Source organism: Actinomadura oligospora ATCC 43269 (assembly GCF_000518265.1).
GTDB classification, from domain to species: domain Bacteria; phylum Actinomycetota; class Actinomycetes; order Streptosporangiales; family Streptosporangiaceae; genus Spirillospora; species Spirillospora oligospora.
Genome location: NZ_JADG01000020.1, coordinates 31,521 through 56,407, shown reverse-complemented (window position 1 = coordinate 56,407; position 24,887 = coordinate 31,521). Strand labels below are relative to the sequence as shown.

The window sequence follows — 24,887 nt, the reverse complement described above, 5'->3', positions numbered from 1 at the left end:
CGCCGACCCGCGCACTGTGACGTCGCCGGCGCACCAGACGTGCGAGACCGGTACACGGCAGCGTCGGCTCGACGCGTCGTTCCTGGTGTTCGCGTCGGATCTTGGTTCATCCGCAGAACCTCTGAAAGCACGCGCCGGGCCCGTTGGTGAAGTCACCTGGCCTGCGCTCACGAAGCCGGGCATACCAGTCGTGGAACTTTCCGAAGGGCCTCGGCGATGCCGCAGCCATGCTCCCCGCGGAGCGCTTTCACACCCGCTGCGAGGATGTTGCCGCTGGTGATGAGCCTGTCGATCTCGGCCTGGCGGTCGGACACGTGAGCCCCTTTCATCTCACCACGCCGAACACCGTCGCCCACCTTTTGGCGGACGGCAACCGGGTTTTCGGTGCGGACCGCCCCGGAGGGCCGACGCTCTGACAGCGTCCGCAGGGCGGCGGCGATGGCGAGCACCGCCAAGTCCTGGCGGTGGCGAGCACCGCCAAGTCATGGCGGTGGCGAGCGCCAACGGGACCTGACCGAGTTCCTCGGCGCTCGGCCCGATGGAGGTCGCAGGTCGTCCTCGGGTGCCGTCAGGTGATCGCCGGTCCCACGCCGAGGGCGCGGACGAGGCTGGAGCCGACGTAGCCGGGCCGCGTTCTGGCAGTCCCGCAAGGACGTCCCAGTGAGTGGCCGAGCCGAAAGGACGTCCCGTAGGAGCCCGAGCCGCAGGGACGTCCCAGTGGGGAGCGCGAGCCGCAGGGATGTCCCGGAGAGGGGCCCGAGCTGCGGGGACGTCCCAGTGGGGAGCGCGAGCCGCGGGGACGTCCCGGGGAGGGGCCCGAGCTGCGGGGACGTCCCAGTGGGGAGCGCGAGCCGCGGGGACGTCCCGGGGAGGGGCCCGAGGAAGGAGCCTGCCGGGGACGGGCTCTCGGGGACGGACGGATCGGGTGGGGTTCGGCGGGGGTCAGGCGTGGGGGAGGAGGATGGCGGAGGGGCGGTTCGGGGCGTGGAAGATCTCCTGGTCGGCGGTGAGGTGGTCGGTGGCGGTGCCGATGGGGGCGCCGGTGCCGGGGTTGCGGGAGACGCGGGGGTAGGCGCCGCTGCAGACCTGGACGCGGACGCGATGGCCCTGGCGGAAGCGGTGGCCCACGGGCCAGAGCTCGATCGTGATGCGGCGGACGCCGTCGTCGTCCGGCTCCGGGTCGCCGGGGACGAGGCGGCGCATGCCCTCGCAGAGGTTGACCGACACGCCCTCCTCGTCCACGTCGCACAGACGGACGACGAAGTCGGTGTGCTGCCGGTCGGAACGGACGAACAGGTCGGCGGAGACCGGGCCGATGATCTCCAGGTCCTCGTCCAGCTCGGGTGAGGTGAAGGTGAGGACGTCGCGGCGGCGTTCCAGCTTCGCCTGGTCGGCGACGGGATGGTTGTCGCCGAGCAGCGTCGGGCCGCCGAGGAACGGCGTCGGGTGCTCGGGGTCGTACCGGTAGCGGGCGGGCTCGGACTCGGGCGGCGCGTCCGGGGACAGGGCGCCGTCCGGATGCAGGTGCCACCGCTCCTCGCGCATGCCCGGCACGGGCCAGTCGGGGAACTCGCGCCACTCGTTCGCGCCCGTGACGTACAGCCGGACGGGCATCTCGCGCAGCTCGGACGGGTCGTCGAGCAGGAACGCGCGGAACCAGGTCAGGGACTCGCCGACCGAACCGCGCATCATCCGCTGGTCGGCGTGGAACCAGGGCCCGATGGTCAGGTACGGCTGGTGGCCGCCCGCGCGCAGGGCCGCGTAGTCCTTGATCTGCCACGGCAGGAAGATGTCGTACCAGCCGCCGATCATGTTGACCGGCGCGGACACCTCCGACACCGTGCGGGTGAAGTCGCGGCGGTCCCAGAACGGGGTGTCGGGGCCGTGGGTGAGCAGGTCCTGGAAGAACTTCTGCTGCTCGCCGGTCGCGAGGACGTCCAGCTCCGCGAGCGGCTTGCCGGACAACGCCGCCCGGCGCGCGCGGCGCGGCGACATGATGCCGGTCGTCACCCCCGACAGCGGGTGCTTCATGCGCGCGGTGAGATCGACCCAGGTCAGCGCGGCCTCGAGGGCGAACGTGCCGCCGACGTTCACGGCGTCGCGGAAGGACGACGCGGTGACCTGCATCGACAGCGCGCGCAGCTCCGGCCCGGCCTCGGCGGCGACCGCCCACTGCACGTAACCGAGGTAGCTGGGCCCGTGCATCGCGAACGTCCCGCCGAACCACGGCTGCTCTTTCAGCCACTCGATGGTGGCGAGGCCGTCCTCGCGTTCGTCGAGGGGTTCGAACACCCCGCCGGACCCGAACCCGCCGCGGATGCTCTGCACGACGGCCTGGAACCCGTGCGAGGCGAACGTCTGCCCGCACATCAGCCCGAACGGCCCGCGGCGTCCGTACGGCGAACGCACGAGGATGGTCGGCGGACGTTCCACGTCCACCGGCGCGTAGTGGTCGGCGAGCAGCGTCACGCCGTCACCGGTCGGGACCTCGATGTCCCTCGTGACCTCGACCCGGTGGGGGCCGTTCCGCAGTCCCAGCGCCGTGACCCCCAGGCGGCGCAACATCCCCGTTCCTACCACCTGCCCGATCGTAAACCTTCGCACCGACATTCCCGTCACGCCCCCCTCGCCGTGCCCGCTCGCTCTGTCCCAATGGCCCCGAACGGACGGCGCGACCGGGCTACGATCGATGTTTTGTCTTGAAGGTCCGTCATGTGTGGAGGATGCCGAAGCATGCCTGAGTGGCCCGGTTGGGAACCGATCATCATCGCCTCCGCCGTCATGGTGGTGGCGCTCGTGGTGGCCGTCGCGCTTCGCCTGTTCGCGAAGCGGCTGACGGCGCACGCGGAGGACACCCGCTGGACGTGGGACGACCTGGCCGCCCGCCTGCTGTACGACCTGGCGCTGCCGCTCGCCGTGCTCGGCGGCGGCTGGCTCGCGGCGAACGCCCTGCCCCTCCACCACGGGACGATGGTCGCGACGGGCCGCGTCCTGACCGCCGCGACCGTGCTGGTCGTGTCGCTGGCGCTGGCGCGCCTGGTCGCGGGCATCATCGCCTCGGTCGCGCTCATCCGGCAGGGCACCGCCGCGAACGTCACCATCTTCACCAACATCAGCAAGGTCCTCGTGCTCGGCGTCGGCGTCCTGGTGATGCTGCAGAGCCTCGGAGTCTCCATCACGCCCCTTCTGGGCGCCCTGGGCGTCGGCGGCCTGGCCGTCGCGCTCGCCCTGCAGGACACCCTGGCCAACCTCTTCGCGGGCGTCCACGTCCTGGCGTCCCGGACGATGGAGCCGGGCGACTACATCAAGCTCAGCAGCGGTCAGGAGGGCTACGTCGTCGACATCAACTGGCGCAACACCTCCATCCGCACCCTCTCGGACAACATCGAGGTCATCCCGAACGCCACGTTCTCCAAGACGATCCTCACCAACTACCACCGCCCCGCGCAGGACATGTCCCTGCTCTTCCAGGCGAGCTGCGCGTACGACGCCGACCTGGACCACGTCGAGAAGGTCGTCATCGAGGTCGGCCACGAGGTCATGGCCGAGGTCGAGGGCGGTGTGAAGGACGCCGAGCCGCTCGTCCGCTTCCACACCTTCGACGACTCCCGCATCCACTTCACCGTCATCCTCCGCACCGTCGAGTTCGGCGACCAGTTCCGCATCAAGCACGAGTTCGTCAAACGCCTGCACCGCCGCTTCCGCCTCGAGGGCATCGAGATGCCCCCGCCCACCCGCAAGATCCTCCTCCCCGACTCCCGGCCCCAGCCGCCCTCCGACGCCCGCCCCCACCTCACCGACTGACACCCCGTACAGCGCCCCGGCACCACAAGGCAACCGACACCGACGTCGCAAGCCGGACGTGCCCCACCCCACCGGCTTGCCGAGACGCCATCGCCCACAGGGCCCGCGCCCGGGCCCCGCAGTCCGCGTCAGGCCCTGACGGCAGGGAGCAGAACGTTGTCGACGAGCTCGGTCAGGAAGTCGTCGGTGAGACTCTCCGCGTCGATCGTGCAGCGGTACATCACCATCGCGGGACCGATCTCGGCGCACGTGGACGTGGCGGCGGACGCACGGACGTCGCCACGCTCCACCCCACGCTCCAGGGCCGCGAGCAGTTGCCGCCTGAGCGGATTGACCACCCGCTCCCGGACGACGTCGCGCATCAGGTCCTTGGACTGCTCCCCGTCCTGCTTGAGGACCTGGAAGGCCGTCCCCCGGCTGACGTCCACGATGCGCTGATAGCAGCCCATCAACTCCATGAGGTCGTCACGGATGTTGTCGTGTACGGGCATGTCAGCGGGCACCGGCAGGACGTGCTCGAGCGCGTCCGCGATCAGCTCCTCCTTCCCCGGCCAGCGGCGATAGAGCGCGGCCTTCCCCGTCTGCGCGGCAGCCGCGACCCCCTCCATGGTCAGCCGCAGATACCCGACCTCCGCCAGCTGATCGAGGGCGGCGTTGAGAATCGCACTCTCCAACTCCTCCCCACGCCGCCGCGTAGACATGCTCAAACCCCCACCTCCCCACAAACCCAACCCAGGTCACCCCTCACACGCCCGGACCCCCATTCTCCCCAACAACCCCACCCCACCCAACAGCCCAACCCCACTGACCCGCCCGACCCCGCTCAACCGACCCACCCCTTCCCAATCAAGCCACCCCGCTCAGCATCCCCCAGCCGCGCGGCTCCTCCCGGACGAGCCACCTCGCCGGGCAGGTTGCTCAGCGCCTTAAGCGGGTCTCCTTCGACGTCACGCAGGGCTAGAAGGGCCTGTAGGTGGAGAACATCGTCCCCGCCCCTGATCGCCGAACGCGTATCCACTGACCGAGGTCGGCACCGCCGTCGTGCAGGCCCCGGTTTTGTGCTGGCCACCCAGCTGCGCCGCGTAGGCACCGGCTCCGCGTGAAAGGCCCGCCCTCCCGGCGAGTCACACCGCCCAGCATGCCGCTTCGCCAGCTATATCGCTCCGCCCCAGCGGAGCGGCTCCGTCCAAGACGGCAGCTCCTCCCGAGCGAGTCGCCCTTCGGCCGGGCCTCCCCGCATGGACGTGTCAATTCGCATGGCCTGTCTCCGCATGTACGCGCCACTCCGCATGGACGTGCCACTCCGCATGGACGTGTCTTCGCATGGACGTCGCTCCGCACGGTTGGGGCTCCGTGGGCGGGTGCTCCGCGTGGACGTGTCGCTCCGCGTGGACGTGTCGCTCCGCGTGGACGCGTCGGTCCGCGTGGAATCGTCGCTTTGCACGGATGGGGCTCCGCGGGTGGGTCTTCACATAGGCGCGTTACTCCGCATGGGTAGGGGCTTCGTGCGGGTTGGGCGCTTCGCGCGAAAGTGCCAGGTCGCAGGGTCTTGGTGCGCTGCTTGTTGGAGGGTGCCTCGTGGGCGTGGGCGTGGGCGTGGGCGTGGGCGTGGGAGGGGGCGGTGGGGGCGGGGACGTTGGGTCGGGGATCGGTGAGTGGGGAAATAGTGAACGCGAGCGTTCCCTTCGGCGGGTGTGGGTGGTACGTTCGGCGCATAGTGAACGTTTCCGTTCCTTAAATTCTGGTCCCTCGGAGGTCGTCTTGTCGACTGTTCCGGGCGGACGGGTGAACGCCGAGATGAGCCCGGAGCTCTCCTCGTCGCGCCCGTCGCCTGATTCCCCCCGTCATCCCGGACTCGTTCTCGCGGTCATCGTCGGCTGCCAGCTGATGGTCGGGGTCGACACCTCGGTCGTCACCATCGCCTTGCCGGACATCCGTGGGGCGCTCGATCTGTCCACGGGCGGTCTCGCCTGGGTACAGAACGCCTACACGCTCGCGTTCGGCGGGCTCCTGCTGCTCGGCGGACGGTCGGGCGACATCATCGGCCGCCGCCGCGCGTTCACGGGCGGGATCGTGCTGTTCACACTGGCTTCGCTGCTCGGCGGTGTCGCGTCGGGCGGCGAGGTGCTGATCTGTGCCCGCGCGGCCCAAGGCGTCGGCGCGGCGCTCGCCGCGCCCAGCGCCATGGCGTTGATCGCCACGCTGTTCACCGGCGTCGCCCGAGTGCGCGCGCTCGGTGTCTCGTCCGCCGTGACCGGGGTGGGCGGCGCGCTGGGCATGCTGCTCGGCGGCCTGCTCACGGACCTGTCCTCGTGGAGGCTGGTCTTCTTCATCAACATTCCCATCGGTGTGCTCATCGCCGTGGCGGCGCCCCGGGTGCTCGCCGAGACAACGCGTCGTCAGGTCGGGATCGACTTCGCCGGTGCGGTGACCGGCACTTTCGGGCTGACCGCGCTCGTGTACGGGCTCATCCGCACCGGCTCGGACGGCTGGCATGACGCCCTCGCGCTGGGTGCACTGGGCGCGTCGGCCGTGCTCTTCGTCGCCTTCGTGCTGGTCGAGGCACGGGTGCCACATCCGCTCGTGCCGCTGAGGCTGTTGACCGACCGGCGACGCGCGGGGGCCTTCGTCGGGCTGGCGGTCATGGTCGCCGGGATGTTCGGCGGCTTCTTCTTCCTCACGCAGTACTTCCAGCAGAACCTGGGGTACGGGCCGCTGAAGGCCGGGGCTGCGTTCCTGCCCATCGTCGGCACGCAGTTCGTGGTGCTGCGCTTCGCGCCCGGCCTGCTCGGACGGTTCGGAGCACGCGCGCTGGTGACGACCGGAGCCCTCCTGGTGGCCACGGCCATGCTCTGGCTGACCACGCTCGACGCGCACCAGAGCTACGCGACCGGGCTGCTCGGCCCGTTCCTGCTCTACGGCGCGGGCGGCGGTCTCACCGTGATGCCGCTGATGGCGACCATCCTGTCCAGCGTGACGCCGGAGGACTCGGGTGCCGCCGCCGGCGTCGCCCAGACCGTCCTGTGGTCGGGGGCCAGCCTCGGCGTGTCCATCATGGTGACGGTCTTCGGCGCGGTCGCCGGACACTCCGCCGGGCCCGCCTCCGCCGACGCCCTCTCCAGCACGTTCGTCACCGGAGCCGCCTTCGCCCTGGTCGCCTCGCTCATCGCCTTCTCCACCCTTCGCCCGGCACGGCCGTCGGACCAGCCCGACACCTGATCGGACCGGCACCGGCGACGCCCGCCTCGGACGCGCCGGTGCCTCCATCGTGCCGAGCGCCGAACCCAGGGGGAAGCCGGAGCGTGAGCTGTGGATAACTCTTCGTGTCGCCTGGTCGGCGCTAGAGAAAGTGGTGGGTTCGACAGTTCAACCCAGGGGCGACGGCTCAGGACTCTGCCGGGCGCCGCTCGCCGGTCTTCTCGAACAGGGCCAGCAAGTCGTTGTGACCGAACGTCTTCGCCGTCTCCACGGCGGACGGGTCGCCTGCCCAAGGATCGGCACCCGCGTCCAGAAGCGCGCGCACGACGGTCGGCTCCTTCTTGAACACGGCCCCAGGCAGAGGACGCTGGCCCCGGTCGTTCGCGCGCTCGGGGTCGGCGCCGTGCTCGACCAACGCGCGGACGGTGTCGGCGTGCCCGTGGTAAGCGGCGAGCATCAGCAGCGTGTCGCCCTTCTCGTTGCTGAGGTTCGGGGGCACTCCGGCCTTGAGGTACGGGACGAGGTCGTCGGTCCGTCCCGTCCGGGCCATGGTGAACAGGCGGGTGGCGAACTCCTGGAGTTCGGGGTCGATCTCGTCCACGCTCGGCAGCTCACGAGCCCCCAGCGGCCCGTCCGAACACCCGTTGGAAGCCCCGATGGATCCGTTCTCCGTGGACCAGTCCGCTTCGGACAACCGGCTGCCGAAGCTGCCCTCCCGGTAGCTGAGGTGTTTCTCCAGCGCCACAAGGGAGCCTCGATCGGGGAAGGTGTGGAAGCGCATGTCGTCGGCCAGCACGCGCATGATCTGCAGGCCGCGCCCCGACTCGGCGGTGTGCGACGCCGGCTTCCCGGCCGCCTCGGCGATCCGCTGGTCCACGCCCCGCCCGGAGTCGATCACCCGGATCACGCACCGCTCGTCCACGATGGTCGCGCGCACGGTGTAGTCGTCGCCTGCGCGCGCGTGCCGGATCACGTTGGTGCACGCCTCGGTCAGCATCAGTTCGATGTCGCCGCGGATCGACTCGTCCACCCCGAGCGCGGCCAGCGACGAGTCGAACAGCCGCCGCGCCGCGGGGACGCTCGTGGTGTCCCTGGGCAAACGCAGTTCGAGATTGATCTCCACGCCCCTCAACGCCTCCCGCACGTCTGCTGGACGTATCGGTTGTTATGGGCCTGCCCTGTCCGCAGATCCCAAACCTGTCGCAGCGTCCACACAGCCATACCGTCCCACCACGAGAGCGCGGCGTGGGGGATCGCCACTCCGGAACGGACGTCAGGACGAACGCGGAGCGGGGGCGCCAGGACGCGGTCCGGTGGGCCAGTCACCGCGTTCGACCAGGCGGAGCACCAGTGCGGCGATGTTCCAGGCGTCGTCGGCACCACTGTGGTGCCGTCCTTCCAGGGGCAGCTTGGCGTGCTTGAGCGCGCCCGCCATGCCGAGCTTCTGCGGTAGGCGATGCGCCTCCGACCACAGGGTCTTCACGTTCACATGGCGTCGTCCGAACGGATAGCGGACGCCGACCGACGCTGTCTGCCGCTCGAACTGTTTCCGGTCGTAGTCGCCCCAGCTCGTCCACGCGCGCGTGTGAGCGAAGTGCTCGCGCTCCAGCAGCGCGCACGCCTCGGGGAAGGAGACGCCGGTGTCGACCTCGTCCTGTGTGAGGCCGGTCAGCTCGGTGCAGAACTCGCTCACGCGCGAACGTTCGGGACGGACGAGGATGCGGTGCTTCTCAACCCGCGTGCGCGCGCGGAGGTCCACCACGCAGAGGCCGACTTCGATGATCTCGTTGACCTGGTCTTTCGGCCGACGGCCCTCCCAGCAGGTGGCCTCGACGTCGACCACATTCAAGAAGCGTCCGAAATCCTCCATGCGCGGCACCGTAACGGCGGCCTATGTCGTCCGCGACCGATTTATCCGCCACCAGGCCGCGCCGCCGCATGGATCCAGTCGCGCCGACTTCGTCATGCTGGTCGTGCCACCTTGTCGGCGCGGCGGCTCAGTCGCGCCAGGGCATCGGCGCGTAGGAGCCGACGTACTCCTGTCCGGAGAGCTTCTGGATCGCCTGCATGACCTGGTCGGTCGCGTGCCGGACGTCCTCGCGGTTCCGTTCCCTGCCGGTGAACTCCAGTGGCTCGCCGAACCGGACCTCGACCCGGCCCGGTCTCGGGAGGGCCTGACCGCGTGGCTGCACGCGGTCGGTGCCGACGATGCCGACCGGGATCACCGGCGCGCCCGTCCGCAGCGTGAGCCGCCCGACCCCGGTGTGACCCCGGTACAGGCGTCCGTCGGGGGAGCGGGTGCCCTCGGGATGGAGCGCGAACGCCTCGCCGCGGCGCAGGACGTCCGCCGACGCGTCCATCGCCGCCACCGCCGCTCGTCCGCCAGCGCGGTCGACGGCGATCGCCCCGACGCCGCGGAAGCACGCCGCCTGTGCCCGGCCGAGCCTGCCCGGCCTCGTGAAGTACTCGTGCTTGCCCAGGAAGAACACCTGCCGCGGGACGACCAGGGGCAGGACGAGCGAGTCCCAGACCGCCAGGTGGTTGGCCGCCAGGATCACCGGTCCGGACCGTGGCACATGGTGCAACCCCGACACCTGAGGCCGGAACGCGACCCGCAGGGCGGGCCCGAGGAGAACGTACTTCGCGAGGGGGTAGACGAGGCGTTCGGGGTCCATGCCCAAAACGCTAGGTTGTGCCCGCAAATGCCTGCCCTGTCGTGGCGATACAAGTCGAAGGGGCGTGTTTTTGTAGGCTACGACACTTGCTCGGACGTCTCATGGGCAGAACGCCCGGTAGTCGCATCCAGAGCGAGTCGGCACGCATGCCTCGGCTATGCGTACCGACTCGTTGCCCCCCGTGAACGCTCCACGTGCGCTGAATGCCCCCTGCGCGCCCGCTCCAGCTCCCCGCGCCGCTTCAGCGGTTGCCCGCGCCCGCGTCGGCCGCTCGCGTTGGCCGCCCGCGTCGGCCGCACATGTCGGCCGCGCGCGTTGCTGCTGGCTTCAGCCGCCGGTGCTGGCCATGGCGGCGTGCTGCTGGCGGACGGCCTTGCGGAGCCCCGAGGCCGCGGGCCCGGTACGGGCCGTCAGCTCGGCGATTCGGGCACGGTTGCGACGGTTCTCGGACCTGGAGACGACCGCTCGGACCTCGCCTGCCGCCGCCAGCGCCACCGCCGCCGCGTCCAGGCTGTTGACGTGCGCGACCGGACGTCCACGCAGCGCCGACCGCGCGCCGCCCGACAGCGTCTTCAGCACGCGCGGGTCGCGGACCTCGATCTCGGTGCCGGGGAAGAACAACAGGACGCGGCGCGGACGCAGCCGAATCCAGCCGCCGCTCTCCAGCTCATCCCGGACGGTCCGGACCATCGCCCGCGCGTCCTTGCGCACCCAGTGCTGCCAGGGCCGCGGACGGGAGGCGCCGATCTGCGCGGCCACCCCGTACGGGTCCGGTCCGGGTGTCCCGGCGGAGGGCTTGCCGCGTTCCTCGCCGAGCCGTCCGTCCAGGTAGAGCTCGGTGAGCGCGGCGGCCCGCAGGACGAACCCGAGCCGCTCGCCGCGCATCGTCAGGCGTCGCTTCCGCGTGTCGTAGGCCAGCAGGAACATCCGCTGGGGCAGGGTCTCGGGGATCTGGACCATCGTGACTCGACCTCCACTCTCCGGCCGGAAGCTCCCGCTCGGCTCCCCGGCCGAACGCTCCGGCTCTACTCTCCGGCCGGGTCCCCGGGGGGTTCCCCGGCCGTCCCGGCGGCATCCTCACCGCCGGGTTCACCACCGGCCTCACTGCCCGGTTCACTCCCGGCCTCACCACCGGTCTCAGCGCCGGTCTCAGCGCCGGTCTCAGCGCCGGCCTCGTCGGTCTTGGCCGGACGGCCCGGCCTCCGCATCCGGCCCGCGTCCTTCGGCATCCGTCCCGCGTCCGCGAGCGCGCGCCGGAGCAGGAACTCGATCTGGGCGTTGGTGCTGCGCAACTCGTCCCCGGCCCACCGCGTCAGCGCGTCGTGCACGGCGGGATCGAGCCGCAGCAGGATCTTCTTGCGCTCGGTGGCCACGGCTTACTGGTAGAGCGAGCCGGTGTTCACGACCGGCTGGGCGTCGCGGTCGGCGCAGAGCACGACCAGCAGGTTGCTGACCATCGCGGCCTTGCGCTCCTCGTCCAGCTCGACCACGTGCTCCTCGTCGAGCTTGGTCAGCGCCTGCTGGACCATGCCGACCGCGCCGTCCACGATCCGCTGCCGGGCCGCGACGACCGCGCCCGCCTGCTGACGCCGCAGCATCGCCTGGGCGATCTCCGGCGCGTACGCGAGCCGGGTGATCCGGGATTCGACGATCTTCACACCGGCGGACGCCACCCGCTGGGCGATCTCCTGCGACAGCTGTGCGGTGATCTCGTCGGCGTTCTCCCGCAGCGAGGTCCGGTCGGACGCGTCGTAGGGGAAGGAGCCCGCGATGTGCCGGACGGCCGCCTCGGTCTGGAACGCGATGAACTCGACGAAGTCGTCCACCTCGAACACGGCGCGCGCGGTGTCCTCGACCTGCCAGACGACGACCGCCGAGATGTCGATGGGGTTGCCGTCCAGGTCGTTGACCTTCGCGAGGCCCGTCTCGTGGTTGCGGATCCGGGTGGACACCCGGCGGCGCGCGGTGATCGGGTTCACCCAGCGCAGTCCGTCGTCGCGGACCGTCCCGCTGTAGCGGCCGAGCAGCTGCAGGACCCGTGCCTCGCCCGGCGCGACCGCCGTCAGGCCCGCCGCGAGCACGAGGCCCGCGAGGAAGAGCAGGACTCCGGCGACGGCGGCGACCACCGACGCCGCGCCCTGCGTTCCGACGCCGACGCCGAAGACGGCGACCCCGGCCAGGATCACCAGCAGGGCCAGCCCCGCCATCGGCCATCCGTTCACGTCGCGTGCCGGACGCTCGGCGACCTTCGGCCGCGGCATCTCCACCTGTGCTGTTCCCATCACGCCTCCTTGGCTATGGCATCAATCTAGCAAAGTGATATCACTTTTCCAAGGAGAGGAAGGCCGACGGCCCGCCGAAGCGGGCCGAACGTGGCGAACTCGCCAGGTCAGCGGGCCGCCTCGAACGCAGCCTCGCCGTCCGCGCCACCCTCCGCGCCGCCCGAAGCCTCGCCGTCCGTGTCGTCCTCGATGACCTTCGGGACGGACCGGAGCGTTACCAGCGCGGTCGCCGCCACCAGCGCCGCGAACCCGGCGCTGCACACCAGGGCGGCGTGCATGCCGTCGGTGTAGGCGTCCCGCGCCAGGCCGGTGACCTGCGCGCCGAGCCGCGGCGGGAGCGAGGCCACGGCCCGCAGCGCGGCGGGCAGCGAGTCGCGGACGGCGTGCTCGGCGGGAGCGGACAGCCCGTCCGGGACGCTGATCCGGTCGCGGTACACCGCGGTCAGGACGCTGCCCAGGATCGCCATCCCGAGCGCCCCGCCCAGCTCGGTCGCCGTCTCGGAGATCGCGGACGCCGCGCCCGACCGGTCCTTCGGCACGGACGCGAGGACGGTGTCGCCCGTGACCGTCAGCGCCATGCCCATCCCGATCCCGGACATCGCGATCGGCAGCACCAGCGTCCAGTAGGCCGTCCCCGCGTCCACCAGCGTGAACGAGGCGTAGGCGGCCGCGGCGATCGCGAGCCCGGCGGCCACCGTCCGGGCGCGTCCGATCGCGTTGATCAGCGGCGGGGCCAGCGCCGCGCCGCCGACCATCGCGGCGACCGCGCCGGGCAGCCCGGCGAGCCCGGACCGCAGCGGCGACCATCCGTACACCATCTGGAAGAAGATCGAGAAGATCAGGGACTGCGCGACCAGGGCGAACATCGCGAACATGTTCGTCACGATGGCCCCCGTGAAGGCCGCCCGGCGGAACAGCGCCATGTCGATCAGCGGGTGGGCGACGGTCAGCTGACGCCGGACGAACCACACCAGGGCCACCAGCCCGACGGCCAGCGCGACGCCGATCCGGACGTGCGCGATCCCGTGCGCGGCCGCCTCCTTGATCGCGTACACCGGGCCGAGGACGCCGATCACCGACAGCGGGACGCTCGGCAGGTCCAGGCGTCCCGGGCTCGGGTTCCGCGACTCCGGCAGCACCAGCAGGCCGAGGACCAGCGCCACCAGCATCACCGGCACGTTGATCAGGAACACCGAGCCCCACCAGAAGTGGTTCAGCAGCGCGCCGCCGAGCAGCGGCCCGAGCCCGACCGCCAGGCCGCCGACGCCCATGAACATGCCGACCGCCATCGTCCGCTCCTTCGGCTGGACGAACACGCGCCGCACCAGCGACAGCCCCGACGGCATCAGCGTCGCCCCGGCCGCTCCCAGCACCGCCCGGGCCGCGACGAGCCACTCGGCGGACGGAGCGTACGCGGTGGCGGCGGACGCGGCGGCGAACACCGCGACCCCGCTCAGGAGCACCCGCCTGTGCCCGAGCCGGTCCCCGAGGACGCCCATCGTGATGAGCAGTCCGGACAGCGCGAACCCGTAGGCGTCCGCGATCCAGAGGATCTGGGTGGCCGACGGGTCCAGATCCGCCGACAGCTTCGGCACCGCCTGGTTCAGTGCCGTCAGGTCCACGTTCGGCACGAGCGCCACCAGGGCGCAGACCGCGAATGTGCTCCACTTACGAGCATTGGTGATTTCCATGGCCCGGACTCTCCGCCACGGTCCGCACCGCCCTCGCACCAACCGCGCACCGCCACCGGTGCGCCGCCAAGGGCCGGTTCGCCTCCGGTGCGCTGCCGAAAGCCCATCCGCCCCGGTGTCGGTGCGTGGAGGGCCGGCTCAGGCTAGTCGGCCAAGGCGGTCGCCTTGGCGTCCTCGGGGGAGAGGGCCGCGCCTCGCTCACGGAGCTTCTCGAACGCCTCGTCCCCGATGGACGCGCGGATGCCGGTCTCGACGCGGTTCAGGTCGGGGTCACCATCCGGCAGGATGCCCGCCAGCGACTTGGACGCCCCCACCAGCAACGCCGCACGCTCGGCGTCCCCCTCGGCGAGGGCGACGCCCGCCAGACCGAGCGCGGCCTCCGCCCGACGCATGAAGATCGGATGCTCGAACGACAGGGACAAACCCTCGCGATGCAGTTCTCGCGCGCGCACGAGGTCGCCCTCGCTCGCGGCGATCCAGCCTAGGCCGGACTTCGCGGCGGCCTGGGTGGCGATGGCGAGGAAGCGCTCGGACGCGAATCCGGTGAGCGCCGTCTCGAGCAGCCGCCGCGCCTCCGCCGTCTCGCCGTTCAGGCGGGCCACCCGGCCGAGGCCGACGTAGGCGGCGGCGGTCTTGTCCGGGGTGCCCGCCCGCAGGCTCAGCTCGCGCGCGGCCTCCAGGTCCGCGCGCGCGGCCACGAGGTCGCCGCCGTGGACGTGCACCTCGCCGCGCCGGGACAGCAGATCGGAGGTGTCCTCGAGCGCGTGCAGGTCCCGGGTCAGGGTCAGCGCCTCGTTGAGCAGGTGCAACGCCCGCTCGCGGTCGCCGAGCCGGTCGGCGATGTGCGCCTGCGGGTCCAGGGAGTTCGCGACGCCCCAGCGGTCGCCGAGCGCGCGGAAGCCCTCGACGGCCTCCGCGCAGGCGGCCTCCGCCTCGACCAGTTCGCCGCGGAACTGCAGCATGTACCCGTCGCTCATCCTGATCAGCGCCCGCGTCCACGGCTCGTCCCCGATCCAGTCGGCGTACGCGGGGAGGTCGTCCGGATCGGGGCCCGCGGTCAGCGCCCACAGGACCATCAGCGAGGGCCGCCGCAGCCGTCGGCGGATGCCGTGCACGAGCGCGTCCGCGCGTTCCAGCCAGACCGCCGCGCGCGGGCCGGACGCCCCGGCCGTCACCGCGTTGGCGACGCACAGGACGTACTCCTCGTCCAGCTCCTCCTCCGCGTTGGACGGGACGTCCGCGCCGATCTGGTCCAGCAGCTCGCCGATGAGGGGCGCGGAGTCCACCCGGCCGCGCAGCCACCAGTACCAGGACAGCGCCGCGACCAGCCGCATCGCGCTCGGGCGGTCGTTCCGGACCGTGTGCCGCAGGGCCGCGTGCAGGTTGCCGTGCTCGTCGGTCAGCCGCGCCAGCCACTCCAGCTGGTCGTGCCCGCGCAGCTCGGTGTCGGTGCGTTCGGCCAGGTCGAGGAAGTACCGGACGTGCGCGGCCCGGACGTCGGAGGTCTCCCCGGCCTCGTCCAGTCGTTCGGCGCAGAACGCCCGGATCGTCTCGAGCATCTGGAACCGCACGCCGTCGGACGTCCTGACCAGCGACTTCTCCGCGAGCCCCTCGAGCGGCCACTCCGCGTCGGGGACGCCGCAGACCGCCTCCGCCGCCTCCCGCGTCCAGCCGCCGGAGAAGACCGACAGCCGCCGCGCGAGGGTGCGTTCGTCGTCGTCCAGCAGGTCCCAGCTCCATCCGACGACGGCACGGAGCGTCTGGTGCCGGGGCGCGGCGGCCCGATTCCCACGCGACAGGAGCCGGAACCGGTCGTCCAGTCGCGCCGCGACCTCGGTGACCGGCAGCGACCGCAGCCGCGCCGCCGCCAGCTCGATCGCCAGCGGCAGGCCGTCCAGCGCGGCGCAGATCCGCCGGACGTCCCCCGCGTTCTCCTCGTCCACCACGAAACCGGGACGGACCGCCTCCGCCCGCTCCGCGAACAGCCGCACCGCCGCGAACTCCGCCGCCTCATGCGCGCCCGCGTCCTGGGGCGGCAACGGCAAGGGCGGAATGGGACACAGCATCTCGCCGGTCACACCGAGCGCCTCACGACTGGTCGTCAGCACGCGCAACTCCGGGCAGGACGTCAGGAGCAGATGCGCCAGCCGCGCCGCCTCCTCCACAACCTGCTCGCAGTTATCCAGGACGAGCAGGACGCGCCGTCCCGCAAGCCCCGCCACCAGCCGCTCGACGGGATCGGAGACCTGGTCGTCCCGCCGCATACCGAGCGCCCCGACGAGCGCCGGAGCCACTTCCTCTGTGGCACCCGCTGTGGCCAACTCGACGAAACAGACCTCGCCGTCCTGACGCTTAGCGGCCTCCACCGCCAGCCGCGTCTTGCCAGCGCCACCCGGCCCAAGCAACGTCACGAGCCGTCCGTTCGCCAGCATTTCCCCGACGCGGCGCAGCTCATCGTCTCTGCCTACGAAGCTGGTCAGCTGCGAAGGGATCGTCCTTCGGGCCGGAGCGAGCTCGACCTCGACGGTCTCAATACGCTCCGTACGCGGAGCGGGCTTTTCGAGATCGCCGCGCAGGATCGCCACATGAAGGTCGGCCAGCTCGCCGGACGGATCGGCCCCCAGCTCCTCGGCCAGAACCTGCCGCGCGTTCTCGTAGACCTCCAGTGCCTCGGCCTGCCGTCCGGTCCCGTACAGCGCGCGCATGAGGAGACCTCGCGCGCGCTCGCGAAGCGGATACGCCTCGACCACCTGCCGAAGCCGCTCAACCGCCGCTCCCGGCATACCGGCCGTGACCTGAGCCTCGGCCAGGTCCTCGACGGCCGCGACGCGCGCCTCCTCCAGCCGCGCTGCCTGCCCTTCGGCGAAAGGCGAGTCCCGGACGTCCGCCAGAGCGGGCCCGCGCCACAGGCCGAGCGCCTCCTCCAGCAGCTCGACGGCCCAGGCCGCCTCGCCGCTGCCGAGCGCGCGCCGTCCGTCCCGGGCCAGCTCGGCGAACCGCAACGCGTCCACCTGCGCGTCAGGGGCATTCAGCCGGTATCCGGCCGGATGCCCCTCGACCAGCGACGCGTCCCGGAGCCCGCGCCGCAGCCGCGAAACCTGCGACTGCAGCGCGTTGACCGCCCCGGCCGGCGCGTCCTCGCCGTACAGCCCGTCGATCAGGTGTTCGGTCGTCACCACCCGTCCGGCGGAAAGCGCCAGCATGGCCAGGAGCGCGCGCACACGAGGCCCGCCTACCGCCACGCTCTCCTCGCCGAGCCGCGCCTCGACCGGTCCCAGCACACCGAACTCCATACGACAAGTCTCCCGTATCGGACGCGTGCTACGGCGAGACCTCAACCCTGGGCACCGCCCGTTCCACATCCAGCGACTGAACCCGAGGCCGAGGGAGCACCAGATAGGACAGCCCAAGCCCAGCGAGGCTCAGCACCGCCCCCGCCATCCCAGTCCAACGCGTCCCAATATCCGAGACGACGAGCCCGCCGACCACGGATCCCACTGCGATCCCGATATTGAACGCCGCCACATTCACCGAGATCGCCAGCGTGGGCGCACTACCAGCGTGCCTAAGCAGAAGGCTCTGCAAGGTCGGCGTTGTAGCCGAGGCCAACAACCCGAACGCCAACACGCCCACAACCGCGCCGACCTTCCAGGGCATGGCCAACGCCACCACCACGAGCACGATGGCCAGCCCGGCGAACGTCAGACGCAACGTCAGCTCCAGCGACCGGTCAGCGAACCGTCCAGCCGCCAGCCCGCCCACCAGGCTGCCAAGGCCGTACACGACCAGCAGGCCGGAAACGGCCGCCGCCCCGAACCCCGCGACGTCCCGCAGCGAAGGCGCGAGGTAGGTGAACACGCTCGACACCGCCGCCATCCCGACCGCGGTCGTGGCCACCACCAGCAGAACCGGCCGCGACACCACGGTCCGCACCTCGTCCCGGACCCGCGTCTCGCTCCTCTCGCCCTCCGGCAGCAGAATCCCCAACACCACCGCCATGACCAGCGCCAACCCCGCGATCAGCGCGAACGGCGTCCGCCACCCGGCGCTCTCGCCGACCAGGACCCCGACCGGAACCCCCAGCAGGGTCGCCACCGAGAAACCGGCCGCCACCCCCGCGATCGCCGACCCGACCCGCTCGGGCCGCACGACCTTGGTGGTCAGCATCAACGCCAAGGTCAGGAACGCGGCGTGGCTCAGCGACGCCACCACCCGCCCCAAGATCAGGACCCCATAGGACGGCGCGACCGCGCACAACGCGTTCCCCACCGCGAACACCACCAGCAGCCCCACCGCCAGCATCCGCCGCGGCATCCGGACCGTCGCCGCGGTCACCAACGGCCCGCCCACAACGACTCCGAGCGCGTAGGCCGTCACCGACTGCCCGGCCACCGCCACCGAAACTCCCAGGTCAGAGGCCACCTGCGGCAACAACCCCGCCACGAGGTACTCCGACGTCCCCACCACGAAAACGCTCGCGCCCAAAGCCGCGAGCAACACAAAGAGCCTGCTCATGTGCCGCACGGTAGACTTTCACACCTATGTGAGAGTCAAGGGAGCGTCCATGCGCATCGGCGAACTGTCCCGCCACACCGAGGTCTCCGAACGCCTCCTCCGCTACTACGAGGAGCAGGGCCTCCTGACCCCCGACCGCCTCCCCAGCGGCTACCGCGAATACTCCCGGCAGGACGTCGAGACCGTCCGCCGCATCCGCTCCCTCCTCGCCGCCGGCCTCAACACCGCCACCATCGCCACCGTCCTCCCCTGCCTGGAAGGCGACCCCGACCACCTCACCCCCACCTGCCCCGACCTCCTCGCCGACCTCCGCCGCGAACGAGCCCGCATCACCGCCGCCATCGAAGCCCTGGAAACCTCCCGGACCCTCCTCGACACCGTCATCTCCAGCAAATAACCCAGCCGCCGCCGAACGCTCGTGCGTACGCGACAAGCCTTTGGCAGACTGGGCCCGTCCGGGGGGACGGTTGCCAGGGGCGGAGGCTTCGAGGGCTGATGGGTGCGTCCACCGAGAACGTCTTCACCGGCAGTGCCAACAAGGTTCTGATGGTCGCTCATGCCGACACCATCGTGAACAACTACGGCACGCACCTGGATAGCGCGCTCGCACGGTTCACCCTTCCGGCAGCCCCCGCGCCCTTCGTCGACCGCGTGCCGCAAGCTCGCATCCTGGACGAGGCGTGGGAGCGCCCACGGGAGCCCGGCACGCCCGCACTCGTCCTCCTGCGCGGGCTCTCAGGCATCGGACGACGGTCACTGGCCCTGCGCTGGGCCCACGACCACGCCGAGGACTTCCCCGACGGACGGTTCTTCCTCGACCTTCCCGCAGCGGGCGGACGCGCCGCCGCCTCACCGGACGACCTGCTCGCTCCGCTCCTCCGCGCCAACGACGTCCCCGAGGACGCGATCCAGCGGGAGGGCGCGATTCCGCTCTGGCTGCGCGCGACGGCCGCGAAACGCGTGCTGCTCGTCCTGAACGGCGTCGAACTCCCGGGGCAGCTCGCGCCGTTCCTGCCGCCGTCCAGCGCGTCCATGGTCATCGCCATCACCGACCGCGACCCCGTCCCGCTGCTCGCCGAGCACGGCTGCGAGGACCTCCCGATCGGCGAACTCGAGGACTGGGCGGGCCGCGAGCTCCTCCGCGCCGTCGCGGGAGCCGAGCACCTCGACGCCGACCCGGACGCCGTGGACGACCTCCTGCGCCTCTGCGAAGGCCACCCCGAGACGCTCCGCCTCGCCGCCGCGCACCTCAGGACCAGCAGGCGCGGCGTCGGCCCGGCGGTCCGCCGGTTGCGCCGCGACCTCGCCGGGAACAGTGTGATCATGACGCTGGGGGAGGGCGCGTACGAGTCGCTTCCACCGGCCGCCCAACGCGGGTTCGCCCTGCTCGGCCTGCATCCCGCGGCCGACGACCGGTTCGGGACGGCGGCCGGTCCCGTCTCGTTCGTCCCGGCGGCGGCCGCGGCCCTCCTCGGCACCGACGAGGACACGGCCCTGGACGTCCTGGACGCCCTCGCCGACCATCAGCTGCTGCGCAGCGAGAACGACCGCTTCCACATGCCGGACCGCATCCGGCGCCACGCCAACGCCACCGCGGCCGTCCGCCTGCCCGAGGACGAACGCGACGCGGCCGTCCGCCGCACGATCGAGTGGTACCTGACGACCGCTGCCGCCGCAGACCGCACGGCGAACCCCTACCGCCCGGTCTTTGGCGAGATCTACAAAACCCTGGGTTCCTCACCGTTCGGGACGAAACGACGCGCGCTGAACTGGCTGCAGCTCGAACACCCGAACCTCTGTGCCGTCGCCTACACGTCCCATGACCGCGGCTGGCACGACCTAACGGTCCAGCTATGCGAAGCCCAGTGGGCGCTCCAGCTTTCAGCTCGTCCTTACGGCACCTTCATCCCCGTCCTGGAACGGGGCTTGGAGGCCGCCGAAGCCCTGAACGACCCTCGCTGGCTGTTCCGCCTAACAACGCAGCTGGGCCGCGCCTACTTCGAGACCCGTCAGTTCGCCGCGGCCCGATCGGTCCTGGCCACGGCCCGCGACGCCGCACTCGACACCGGCGACCCCCTCAACCTGGCCTCCGCCGAAGAATTCATGGGCCGCGCCTATCTGGACGCAGGTGACTACGCGGAAGCGCTCCCCTTCCTCGAACGAGCACGTTCCCTGGAAGAACGACACGACCGCCCTCGCGGCGTGGCCATCAACCTGCACCACCTCGCGCGCGTGTCCCTCGGCTTGGGGGAGTGGGAATCGGCCATCGCCTACGCCACCGAGTCCGGCGAGCGCTTCGCCAACGTCCGCGACCACAAAGGCGACCTCAAACCCGACCGGTACAACCAGGGCCGCACCCTCTTCACCCTGGGCCAAGCCCAAGGACAAGCCGGTCGCGCCCCTGACGCATTGGCCACCCTGAAATCGGCCCTAGCCATCATGCGGGACGAGGACCGTCCCTACCAGCAGGCCGAGATCCTGGAAGCCCTGATCCGCCTCGCCGATCCCGCAGACCGGGCGTCCTACCGCGAACAGGCCATCGCCGCCTACGACCGCATCCACAGCGAACGCGCAGACCGCCTTCGCGAGGAACCCCTCAGCTGACGTCCACGTCGATCACGCGTTCCCCGAGACGCAGGCTATTCGGCATGGGCCGCCTGAAGGCCAACGACCCCAGCACACCCAGGTCTGGAACGTCAGCGCGCATCTTCAGGCATGTCCCGTCCCGGAGCCACACCGCGCACCCGTCGTCCCCAACGTCCGCGACAACCGAGCACGAAGGAAGCATCGCGAAGACCCGTTCGGGCGCCACACCGGCCATCGGCCCTGGAGACCCCTCCCGACGCACCACAACGCCCGCGATCCCCCGCGCGCGCACGTCGGTGCAGGCGTCCTCCACAACAACATGAGCCGAAGCCCCGAGCCGAGGCACCTCGCCCATCAACGGCACCCGCTCGACCCGCCCGTCCGCGTCACACGAGGCGATCAGTACCCCGGGCCCCTCCGCACCCCACTCAGCCCTCTCAGCCTCAGCAGGAGGAACCGGAACCACCCGAGCCGCCCGCTCCGGCTCAGGCAACCCCATCAACCGGTACATGGCCTCTCGAAGCACGGCGGCAGCCTCGCCCTGCCGCTCAACCGCCAACCCCGCGAACAACTCACCCAACGCCGGATCGTGCCGCCGGATCGCCTCCTCGATCTGAGGACGCAGCGCGGCTCCGCCCTTCAACCGGGGCGCCACATCGGCCAGAACGTCCATGGCCGTCCCCGGTGATATGTCGTCGGCGTCATAAGCGGCAAGCACAGTAGGACACCCCAAAGCGGCCCCGTACAACGTCACAGACCCGTGATCGCCGACAAGGCAATCCGCCGCCACAAGCGCCGCCCGCCACCCCTCCCGAGGCGGAATCAACAACAATCCGGCCCGTCGGCAATCCGCCAGCCACGACCGAACCTGCCATGCCCCATGGCCATGCCACACATTCGGATGAACAACCGCCGCGACCCGATACTCATCCACGGGCAACTCGCGCAACAGCCGCCCCACGACAGAGGGATCCGCCCCCAACAGCGAGGTGGACCCCCAGGTGGACGAAACAACGACCAGCCGCTGCCCATCCCGAACCCCAAGCCGCTCCCGATAAACCTGGCGCCACTCACCACTGGCCGCCATCCGGTCGAAGCAGACGTCCCCCGCGACCACCGCACGCGGCACAGCCTCCGGACACGACTCCTTCAGCCGGACGAGCTGCTCACCATGCGACAACACCAGAACGGCCGGAACCACCCGCCCATCCCGAACGAGCTGCTCCTCCCCAAGCCCGTAGACCGTTTTCCGTTTTCCGTTTTCCGTTTTCAAATACTTATTGTAACCAATGCCATGTGGCATAACAATGAGCGGCGCCTTGACCAGATGCAGATCACCGCTACTGGACGCGCTCAACGCCAGATCGAAAGTCTCCCTGACCGCCTGCTCCCAAGGAACGACCAGAGCCCCGACGTCCCGCAGAAACTCCTCGACGCCATCCGTGAACGCCGAAGCCGGAATCCGGGTGTAAACAACCTGCACCCGCAATTCACCCTCAAGAACGGCGAGCACATCCAGCAACCGCCCCAACGCCGTGACCGAATGCACGACGACCAGGACCTTCGCCCCCGCAAAAGTCACCCAGCGCTCGGCATCGACCCCCACAGGAACCCGCACAAACCCCTGCGAGCCCCTTTCCGCCGCCACCCGATCCTCCACCGCTCGCGCCCCAAGTTCCCAAGCACTGTAGCCGCGCGAGGGAAGTGCAGGATTCGGCGCCGACGGATGTCAGGCGGAAGCCGCGTCCCCGGCCCCGGAGGCGTCAGCCAGAAGGCCGGCGAGGAACTCCCGCGTCTCCGGATCGGTGGCGTGGATGACGGTCCCCGACATCCCCCGCGTCAGGAGAACCTTGTAGATGTTCCGGATGTGCTGCTCGACCTGGCTGTCGGAGACGCTCCTCCGCGCCAGCACCGGGTCCCGGTTCTCCTCCCGGACGGTGACCAGCCGCCCGTGCCGGGCGATCAGATCAGGCCCGATGATCACGCCCGACCAGTCGTACTCGAAGCCCTGCGCGGTGTAGACGCAGCCGATCTGGCCGAAACCACCGTCCATGGTCGCCCACAGAGCGCTCGGCGGAGCCTGGCCCACCGCACGGTCGCCCCTGACGTTCCACGGACGCGCCCAGTCGCCGATTCTGACGTCCGGCACGAGGGTGTTGTCCTCGCCCAGCTTGCTCCACGGCCAGCAGTACCCCGCCGATATCCGGGCGGTGCCACCGTCGCGCGTCCTCTCCTGCAGGACGTCCTCCAACTCGGCGGGCGACTTCGCCAGGACGACCTCGAAGCCGTCGTCCCCGGTCCAGGGACGCGGCTCGGCGTCCTCGTCCCGGAGACCGAGCAGGTCCAGCACCCACCGTTCGTACTTCGCGCTGCCGCCGCACCGCCACTGCCCCTCCAGGTCGACCTGGTGCACCCGGAAGCCGAGGTTCCGCGCGTGGCTCCGGATGGCCTCGACCGTCCCGGTCTCGCCGGGCTTCACCACCTGGTGCTCGTCCAGGAGGAACACCGGCACCCGCGCGGCCGCGATCAGCTCGTCCACCTGCGGACGGCCGGTGCGCTGCGCCGCCCGCGTGAAGCGGTTCTCGGAGGTCTCCCGGATGCGGTGCGCCTCGTCGCAGATCAGGACGTCGAGCTCGTTCTTCTCGGCGTCCATGAAGCTGTTGAAGTACGTGAAGAGCTCCTGCATCCGCCGGTCGCCCTTGCCCACGTGCTTCCGCATCGTCTGGGTGAACGAGCGGGACCCGGTGGCGTGCAGCACCGAACGCCCCTGCCGGTTCAGCTCGCCCAGCAGCGAAAGGGCGATCACGCTCTTGCCGCTGCCCGGCCCGCCGGTGATGACGACGACCCGCTTGGTGTCCGAGCGGTACGCCTTCCGCACCGCGTGCATCACCATCTCGTAGGCCACGCGCTGCTCGTCCAGCAGGACGAACTGCTCGCGGTTCCGGATCTCCTCGGCCGCGACCTCCATCAGCTTCCTGGACGGCGCGATCGTGCTGTCGAGAAGCCGGTCCGCGGCCCCCGCTCCCGGTTCCGGCGCGAACTGGGCACGCAGATAGTCCAGGAACGCGCCGCGGCGCGTCTTGGTGAACATCCGCGTCCGCTCGTCCTGGACGAGATCGAACAGGTCGTCCACGTCCCTGTCCTCGGCGTTGTGCAGGTAGGCCACGCCTCGCACCGATTCGGGCTCGTCGTGGACGGCCGCGACCGAGTCGGTGATCGCGTCGCAGTAGCCCCGGACCTGGAGCAGCGGATGCTCCGCCTCCCGCGTGTAACCGGGGACGATGACGAGCTTCTCGTTGTCCTCGAACAGCGCGGCCCGGCTCCACTGCTTCAGCTCGACGACCACATAGAGGTCGCGGCCGGTCCGCCGGTCCATTCCGGCGAGCACCACGTCGGCGCGCTTGTTGCTGCGGGGCATCTGGTACTCGACGAGCATCTCGACCTTGCCGAGGCCCGCCTCGACCAGATCGCGGGCGAGAACCGGAAGACTGCGCCGCCAGGACTTCTGCTCGCCCTCACCCGCCGCGCGCCCCGTCATCGCTCTCATGTGGTCGTTGATGACACCGACGAGCTGTCGCTCGAGGGGAGACCCGACCAGGCTTGCGGGGGACGTGCGAAAAGCCGTCGACACGAACCAGCTCCCAGGCAGCACGAAGTTCTCGTGCGGCATGGGAGCGTGTCCGCAGACCGTCCCCAGGGACGCTCAACAGAAGCCCGTCGGGCCGCTAACGCTTACGCGAAGAGATTATCGGTGGACGCCGACGTTCAGGTAGGCCGAAGGGGAGGGGCTTTGCGCGCGGAGCCGCGGTAGGTCTCGGGGTCGTAGCGCAGAGCCCCCTCCGCCATCTTGTCGGCCGCGGCCTCCAGCAGGTCGACGCCCAGGACGTCGGCCAGCCGTGTCAGATAGGAGAACACGTCGCCCAGCTCGGCCCGGACCCGCGCGCCCGCCTCCGGATCGTCCATCACGCGGACGCTCTGCTCGGGCGTGAGCCACTGCAGCTCGGCGACCAGCTCACCGACCTCGCCCGAGAGCGCCATCGCCAGATTCTTGGGCGTGTGGAACTGCTCCCAGTCCCGCTCGGCGGCGAACTCCCGCAACCGCCCGGCCAGCTCCTCGATGCTCTCCACCGAACCAG

18 protein-coding genes and 1 pseudogene are annotated in these 24,887 nt (G+C 70.8%); 4 read left to right on the top strand and 15 right to left on the bottom strand.

Annotated elements, in window-relative coordinates; translation table 11 throughout:
- Positions 1-167: 167 nt before the first annotated feature.
- Together P696_RS56280 and P696_RS0128020 are read right to left on the bottom strand one after the other, a co-directional pair.
- On the bottom strand, positions 168-449 hold the full coding sequence (locus tag P696_RS56280; protein ID WP_157429967.1) for a hypothetical protein: 282 nt from the start codon (positions 447-449) through the stop codon (positions 168-170).
- Between the two features lie 493 nt (positions 450-942).
- A complete protein-coding gene (locus tag P696_RS0128020) occupies positions 943-2,565 on the bottom strand; it encodes a CocE/NonD family hydrolase (RefSeq protein ID WP_034487335.1) in 1,623 nt (540 codons plus the stop codon).
- A gap of 168 nt (positions 2,566-2,733) precedes the next feature.
- On the opposite strand from P696_RS0128020, the gene P696_RS48650 reads away from it, so the two are divergent.
- Complete coding sequence (locus P696_RS48650) at positions 2,734-3,804, top strand: mechanosensitive ion channel family protein (protein WP_051468271.1); 1,071 nt, start codon at positions 2,734-2,736, stop codon at positions 3,802-3,804.
- 128 nt (positions 3,805-3,932) lie between these two features.
- Here P696_RS48650 and P696_RS0128010 read toward each other — a convergent pair whose 3' ends face one another.
- Complete coding sequence (locus P696_RS0128010) at positions 3,933-4,478, bottom strand: TetR/AcrR family transcriptional regulator (protein WP_170026599.1); 546 nt, start codon at positions 4,476-4,478, stop codon at positions 3,933-3,935.
- A gap of 1,087 nt (positions 4,479-5,565) precedes the next feature.
- Here P696_RS0128010 and P696_RS48645 point away from each other — a divergent pair.
- Positions 5,566-7,023, top strand: a complete 1,458-nt coding sequence (locus P696_RS48645; protein ID WP_034487332.1) for an MFS transporter — start codon at positions 5,566-5,568, stop codon at positions 7,021-7,023.
- A gap of 166 nt (positions 7,024-7,189) precedes the next feature.
- Here the strand turns inward: P696_RS48645 and P696_RS59125 are convergent, their stop codons facing one another.
- From P696_RS59125 to P696_RS48630, 9 genes and pseudogenes are all read right to left on the bottom strand, one after another.
- Positions 7,190-8,125: an ATP-binding protein gene (locus P696_RS59125; protein ID WP_157429966.1), complete on the bottom strand. Its 936-nt coding sequence runs from the start codon at positions 8,123-8,125 to the stop codon at positions 7,190-7,192.
- A gap of 150 nt (positions 8,126-8,275) precedes the next feature.
- On the bottom strand, positions 8,276-8,872 hold the full coding sequence (locus P696_RS0127995) for a 3'-5' exonuclease (protein WP_026414914.1): 597 nt from the start codon (positions 8,870-8,872) through the stop codon (positions 8,276-8,278).
- A 127-nt stretch (positions 8,873-8,999) separates the two neighbouring features.
- Positions 9,000-9,677, bottom strand: a complete 678-nt coding sequence (locus P696_RS0127990; protein ID WP_026414913.1) for a lysophospholipid acyltransferase family protein — start codon at positions 9,675-9,677, stop codon at positions 9,000-9,002.
- A gap of 327 nt (positions 9,678-10,004) precedes the next feature.
- Complete coding sequence (locus P696_RS0127985) at positions 10,005-10,637, bottom strand: GOLPH3/VPS74 family protein (protein ID WP_026414912.1); 633 nt, start codon at positions 10,635-10,637, stop codon at positions 10,005-10,007.
- Positions 10,638-10,801: 164 nt separating this feature from the next.
- Positions 10,802-11,050, bottom strand: a pseudogene (locus P696_RS48640) (type II toxin-antitoxin system antitoxin); the annotation flags it as partial.
- Between the two features lie 3 nt (positions 11,051-11,053).
- The gene (locus P696_RS0127975) at positions 11,054-11,959 is read right to left on the bottom strand and encodes an SPFH domain-containing protein (RefSeq protein ID WP_026414911.1); all 906 of its coding nucleotides are present in this window, start codon (positions 11,957-11,959) and stop codon (positions 11,054-11,056) included.
- A gap of 107 nt (positions 11,960-12,066) precedes the next feature.
- Positions 12,067-13,650 carry an MFS transporter gene (locus P696_RS48635; RefSeq protein WP_051468270.1) on the bottom strand — a complete coding sequence of 528 codons (1,584 nt, stop codon included), beginning with the start codon at positions 13,648-13,650 and terminating at the stop codon, positions 12,067-12,069.
- A gap of 143 nt (positions 13,651-13,793) precedes the next feature.
- On the bottom strand, positions 13,794-16,943 hold the full coding sequence (locus tag P696_RS0127965) for an AfsR/SARP family transcriptional regulator (RefSeq protein WP_026414910.1): 3,150 nt from the start codon (positions 16,941-16,943) through the stop codon (positions 13,794-13,796).
- Between the two features lie 28 nt (positions 16,944-16,971).
- Complete coding sequence (locus P696_RS48630; protein ID WP_051468269.1) at positions 16,972-18,165, bottom strand: MFS transporter; 1,194 nt, start codon at positions 18,163-18,165, stop codon at positions 16,972-16,974.
- A gap of 49 nt (positions 18,166-18,214) precedes the next feature.
- Between P696_RS48630 and P696_RS0127955 the strand changes: the two genes are divergently transcribed.
- Together P696_RS0127955 and P696_RS0127950 are read left to right on the top strand one after the other, a co-directional pair.
- Positions 18,215-18,562, top strand: coding sequence for a MerR family transcriptional regulator (locus P696_RS0127955; RefSeq protein WP_026414909.1), 348 nt, complete (start codon positions 18,215-18,217; stop codon positions 18,560-18,562).
- A gap of 98 nt (positions 18,563-18,660) precedes the next feature.
- Positions 18,661-20,769, top strand: coding sequence for a tetratricopeptide repeat protein (locus tag P696_RS0127950; protein ID WP_026414908.1), 2,109 nt, complete (start codon positions 18,661-18,663; stop codon positions 20,767-20,769).
- Here the strand turns inward: P696_RS0127950 and P696_RS48625 are convergent.
- From P696_RS48625 to P696_RS0127935, 3 genes are all read right to left on the bottom strand, one after another.
- Positions 20,762-22,411: a hypothetical protein gene (locus P696_RS48625; protein WP_157429965.1), complete on the bottom strand. Its 1,650-nt coding sequence runs from the start codon at positions 22,409-22,411 to the stop codon at positions 20,762-20,764. The two genes, P696_RS0127950 and P696_RS48625, sit on opposite strands and share 8 nt — an antisense overlap.
- A 69-nt stretch (positions 22,412-22,480) precedes the next feature.
- Positions 22,481-24,298, bottom strand: a complete 1,818-nt coding sequence (locus tag P696_RS48620) for a DUF2075 domain-containing protein (RefSeq protein ID WP_051468289.1) — start codon at positions 24,296-24,298, stop codon at positions 22,481-22,483.
- 218 nt (positions 24,299-24,516) lie between these two features.
- Complete coding sequence (locus tag P696_RS0127935) at positions 24,517-24,879, bottom strand: nucleotide pyrophosphohydrolase (RefSeq protein ID WP_034487329.1); 363 nt, start codon at positions 24,877-24,879, stop codon at positions 24,517-24,519.
- Positions 24,880-24,887 lie beyond the last annotated feature (8 nt).

What these genes read in the sequence shown, in the direction of transcription:
- P696_RS0127975 (WP_026414911.1), bottom strand. Translation starts at nt 11,959, where the DNA reads ATGGGAACAGCACAGGTGGAGATGCCGCGGCCGAAGGTCGCCGAGCGT.
- P696_RS48635 (WP_051468270.1), bottom strand. Translation starts at nt 13,650, where the DNA reads ATGGAAATCACCAATGCTCGTAAGTGGAGCACATTCGCGGTCTGCGCC.
- P696_RS0127985 (WP_026414912.1), bottom strand. Translation starts at nt 10,637, where the DNA reads ATGGTCCAGATCCCCGAGACCCTGCCCCAGCGGATGTTCCTGCTGGCC.
- P696_RS0127990 (WP_026414913.1), bottom strand. Translation starts at nt 9,677, where the DNA reads ATGGACCCCGAACGCCTCGTCTACCCCCTCGCGAAGTACGTTCTCCTC.
- P696_RS0127995 (WP_026414914.1), bottom strand. Translation starts at nt 8,872, where the DNA reads ATGGAGGATTTCGGACGCTTCTTGAATGTGGTCGACGTCGAGGCCACC.
- P696_RS48620 (WP_051468289.1), bottom strand. Translation starts at nt 24,298, where the DNA reads ATGAGAGCGATGACGGGGCGCGCGGCGGGTGAGGGCGAGCAGAAGTCC.
- P696_RS0127950 (WP_026414908.1), top strand. Translation starts at nt 18,661, where the DNA reads ATGGGTGCGTCCACCGAGAACGTCTTCACCGGCAGTGCCAACAAGGTT.
- P696_RS48630 (WP_051468269.1), bottom strand. Translation starts at nt 18,165, where the DNA reads ATGAGCAGGCTCTTTGTGTTGCTCGCGGCTTTGGGCGCGAGCGTTTTC.
- P696_RS0127955 (WP_026414909.1), top strand. Translation starts at nt 18,215, where the DNA reads ATGCGCATCGGCGAACTGTCCCGCCACACCGAGGTCTCCGAACGCCTC.
- P696_RS0128020 (WP_034487335.1), bottom strand. Translation starts at nt 2,565, where the DNA reads ATGTTGCGCCGCCTGGGGGTCACGGCGCTGGGACTGCGGAACGGCCCC.
- P696_RS48650 (WP_051468271.1), top strand. Translation starts at nt 2,734, where the DNA reads ATGCCTGAGTGGCCCGGTTGGGAACCGATCATCATCGCCTCCGCCGTC.
- P696_RS0127965 (WP_026414910.1), bottom strand. Translation starts at nt 16,943, where the DNA reads ATGGAGTTCGGTGTGCTGGGACCGGTCGAGGCGCGGCTCGGCGAGGAG.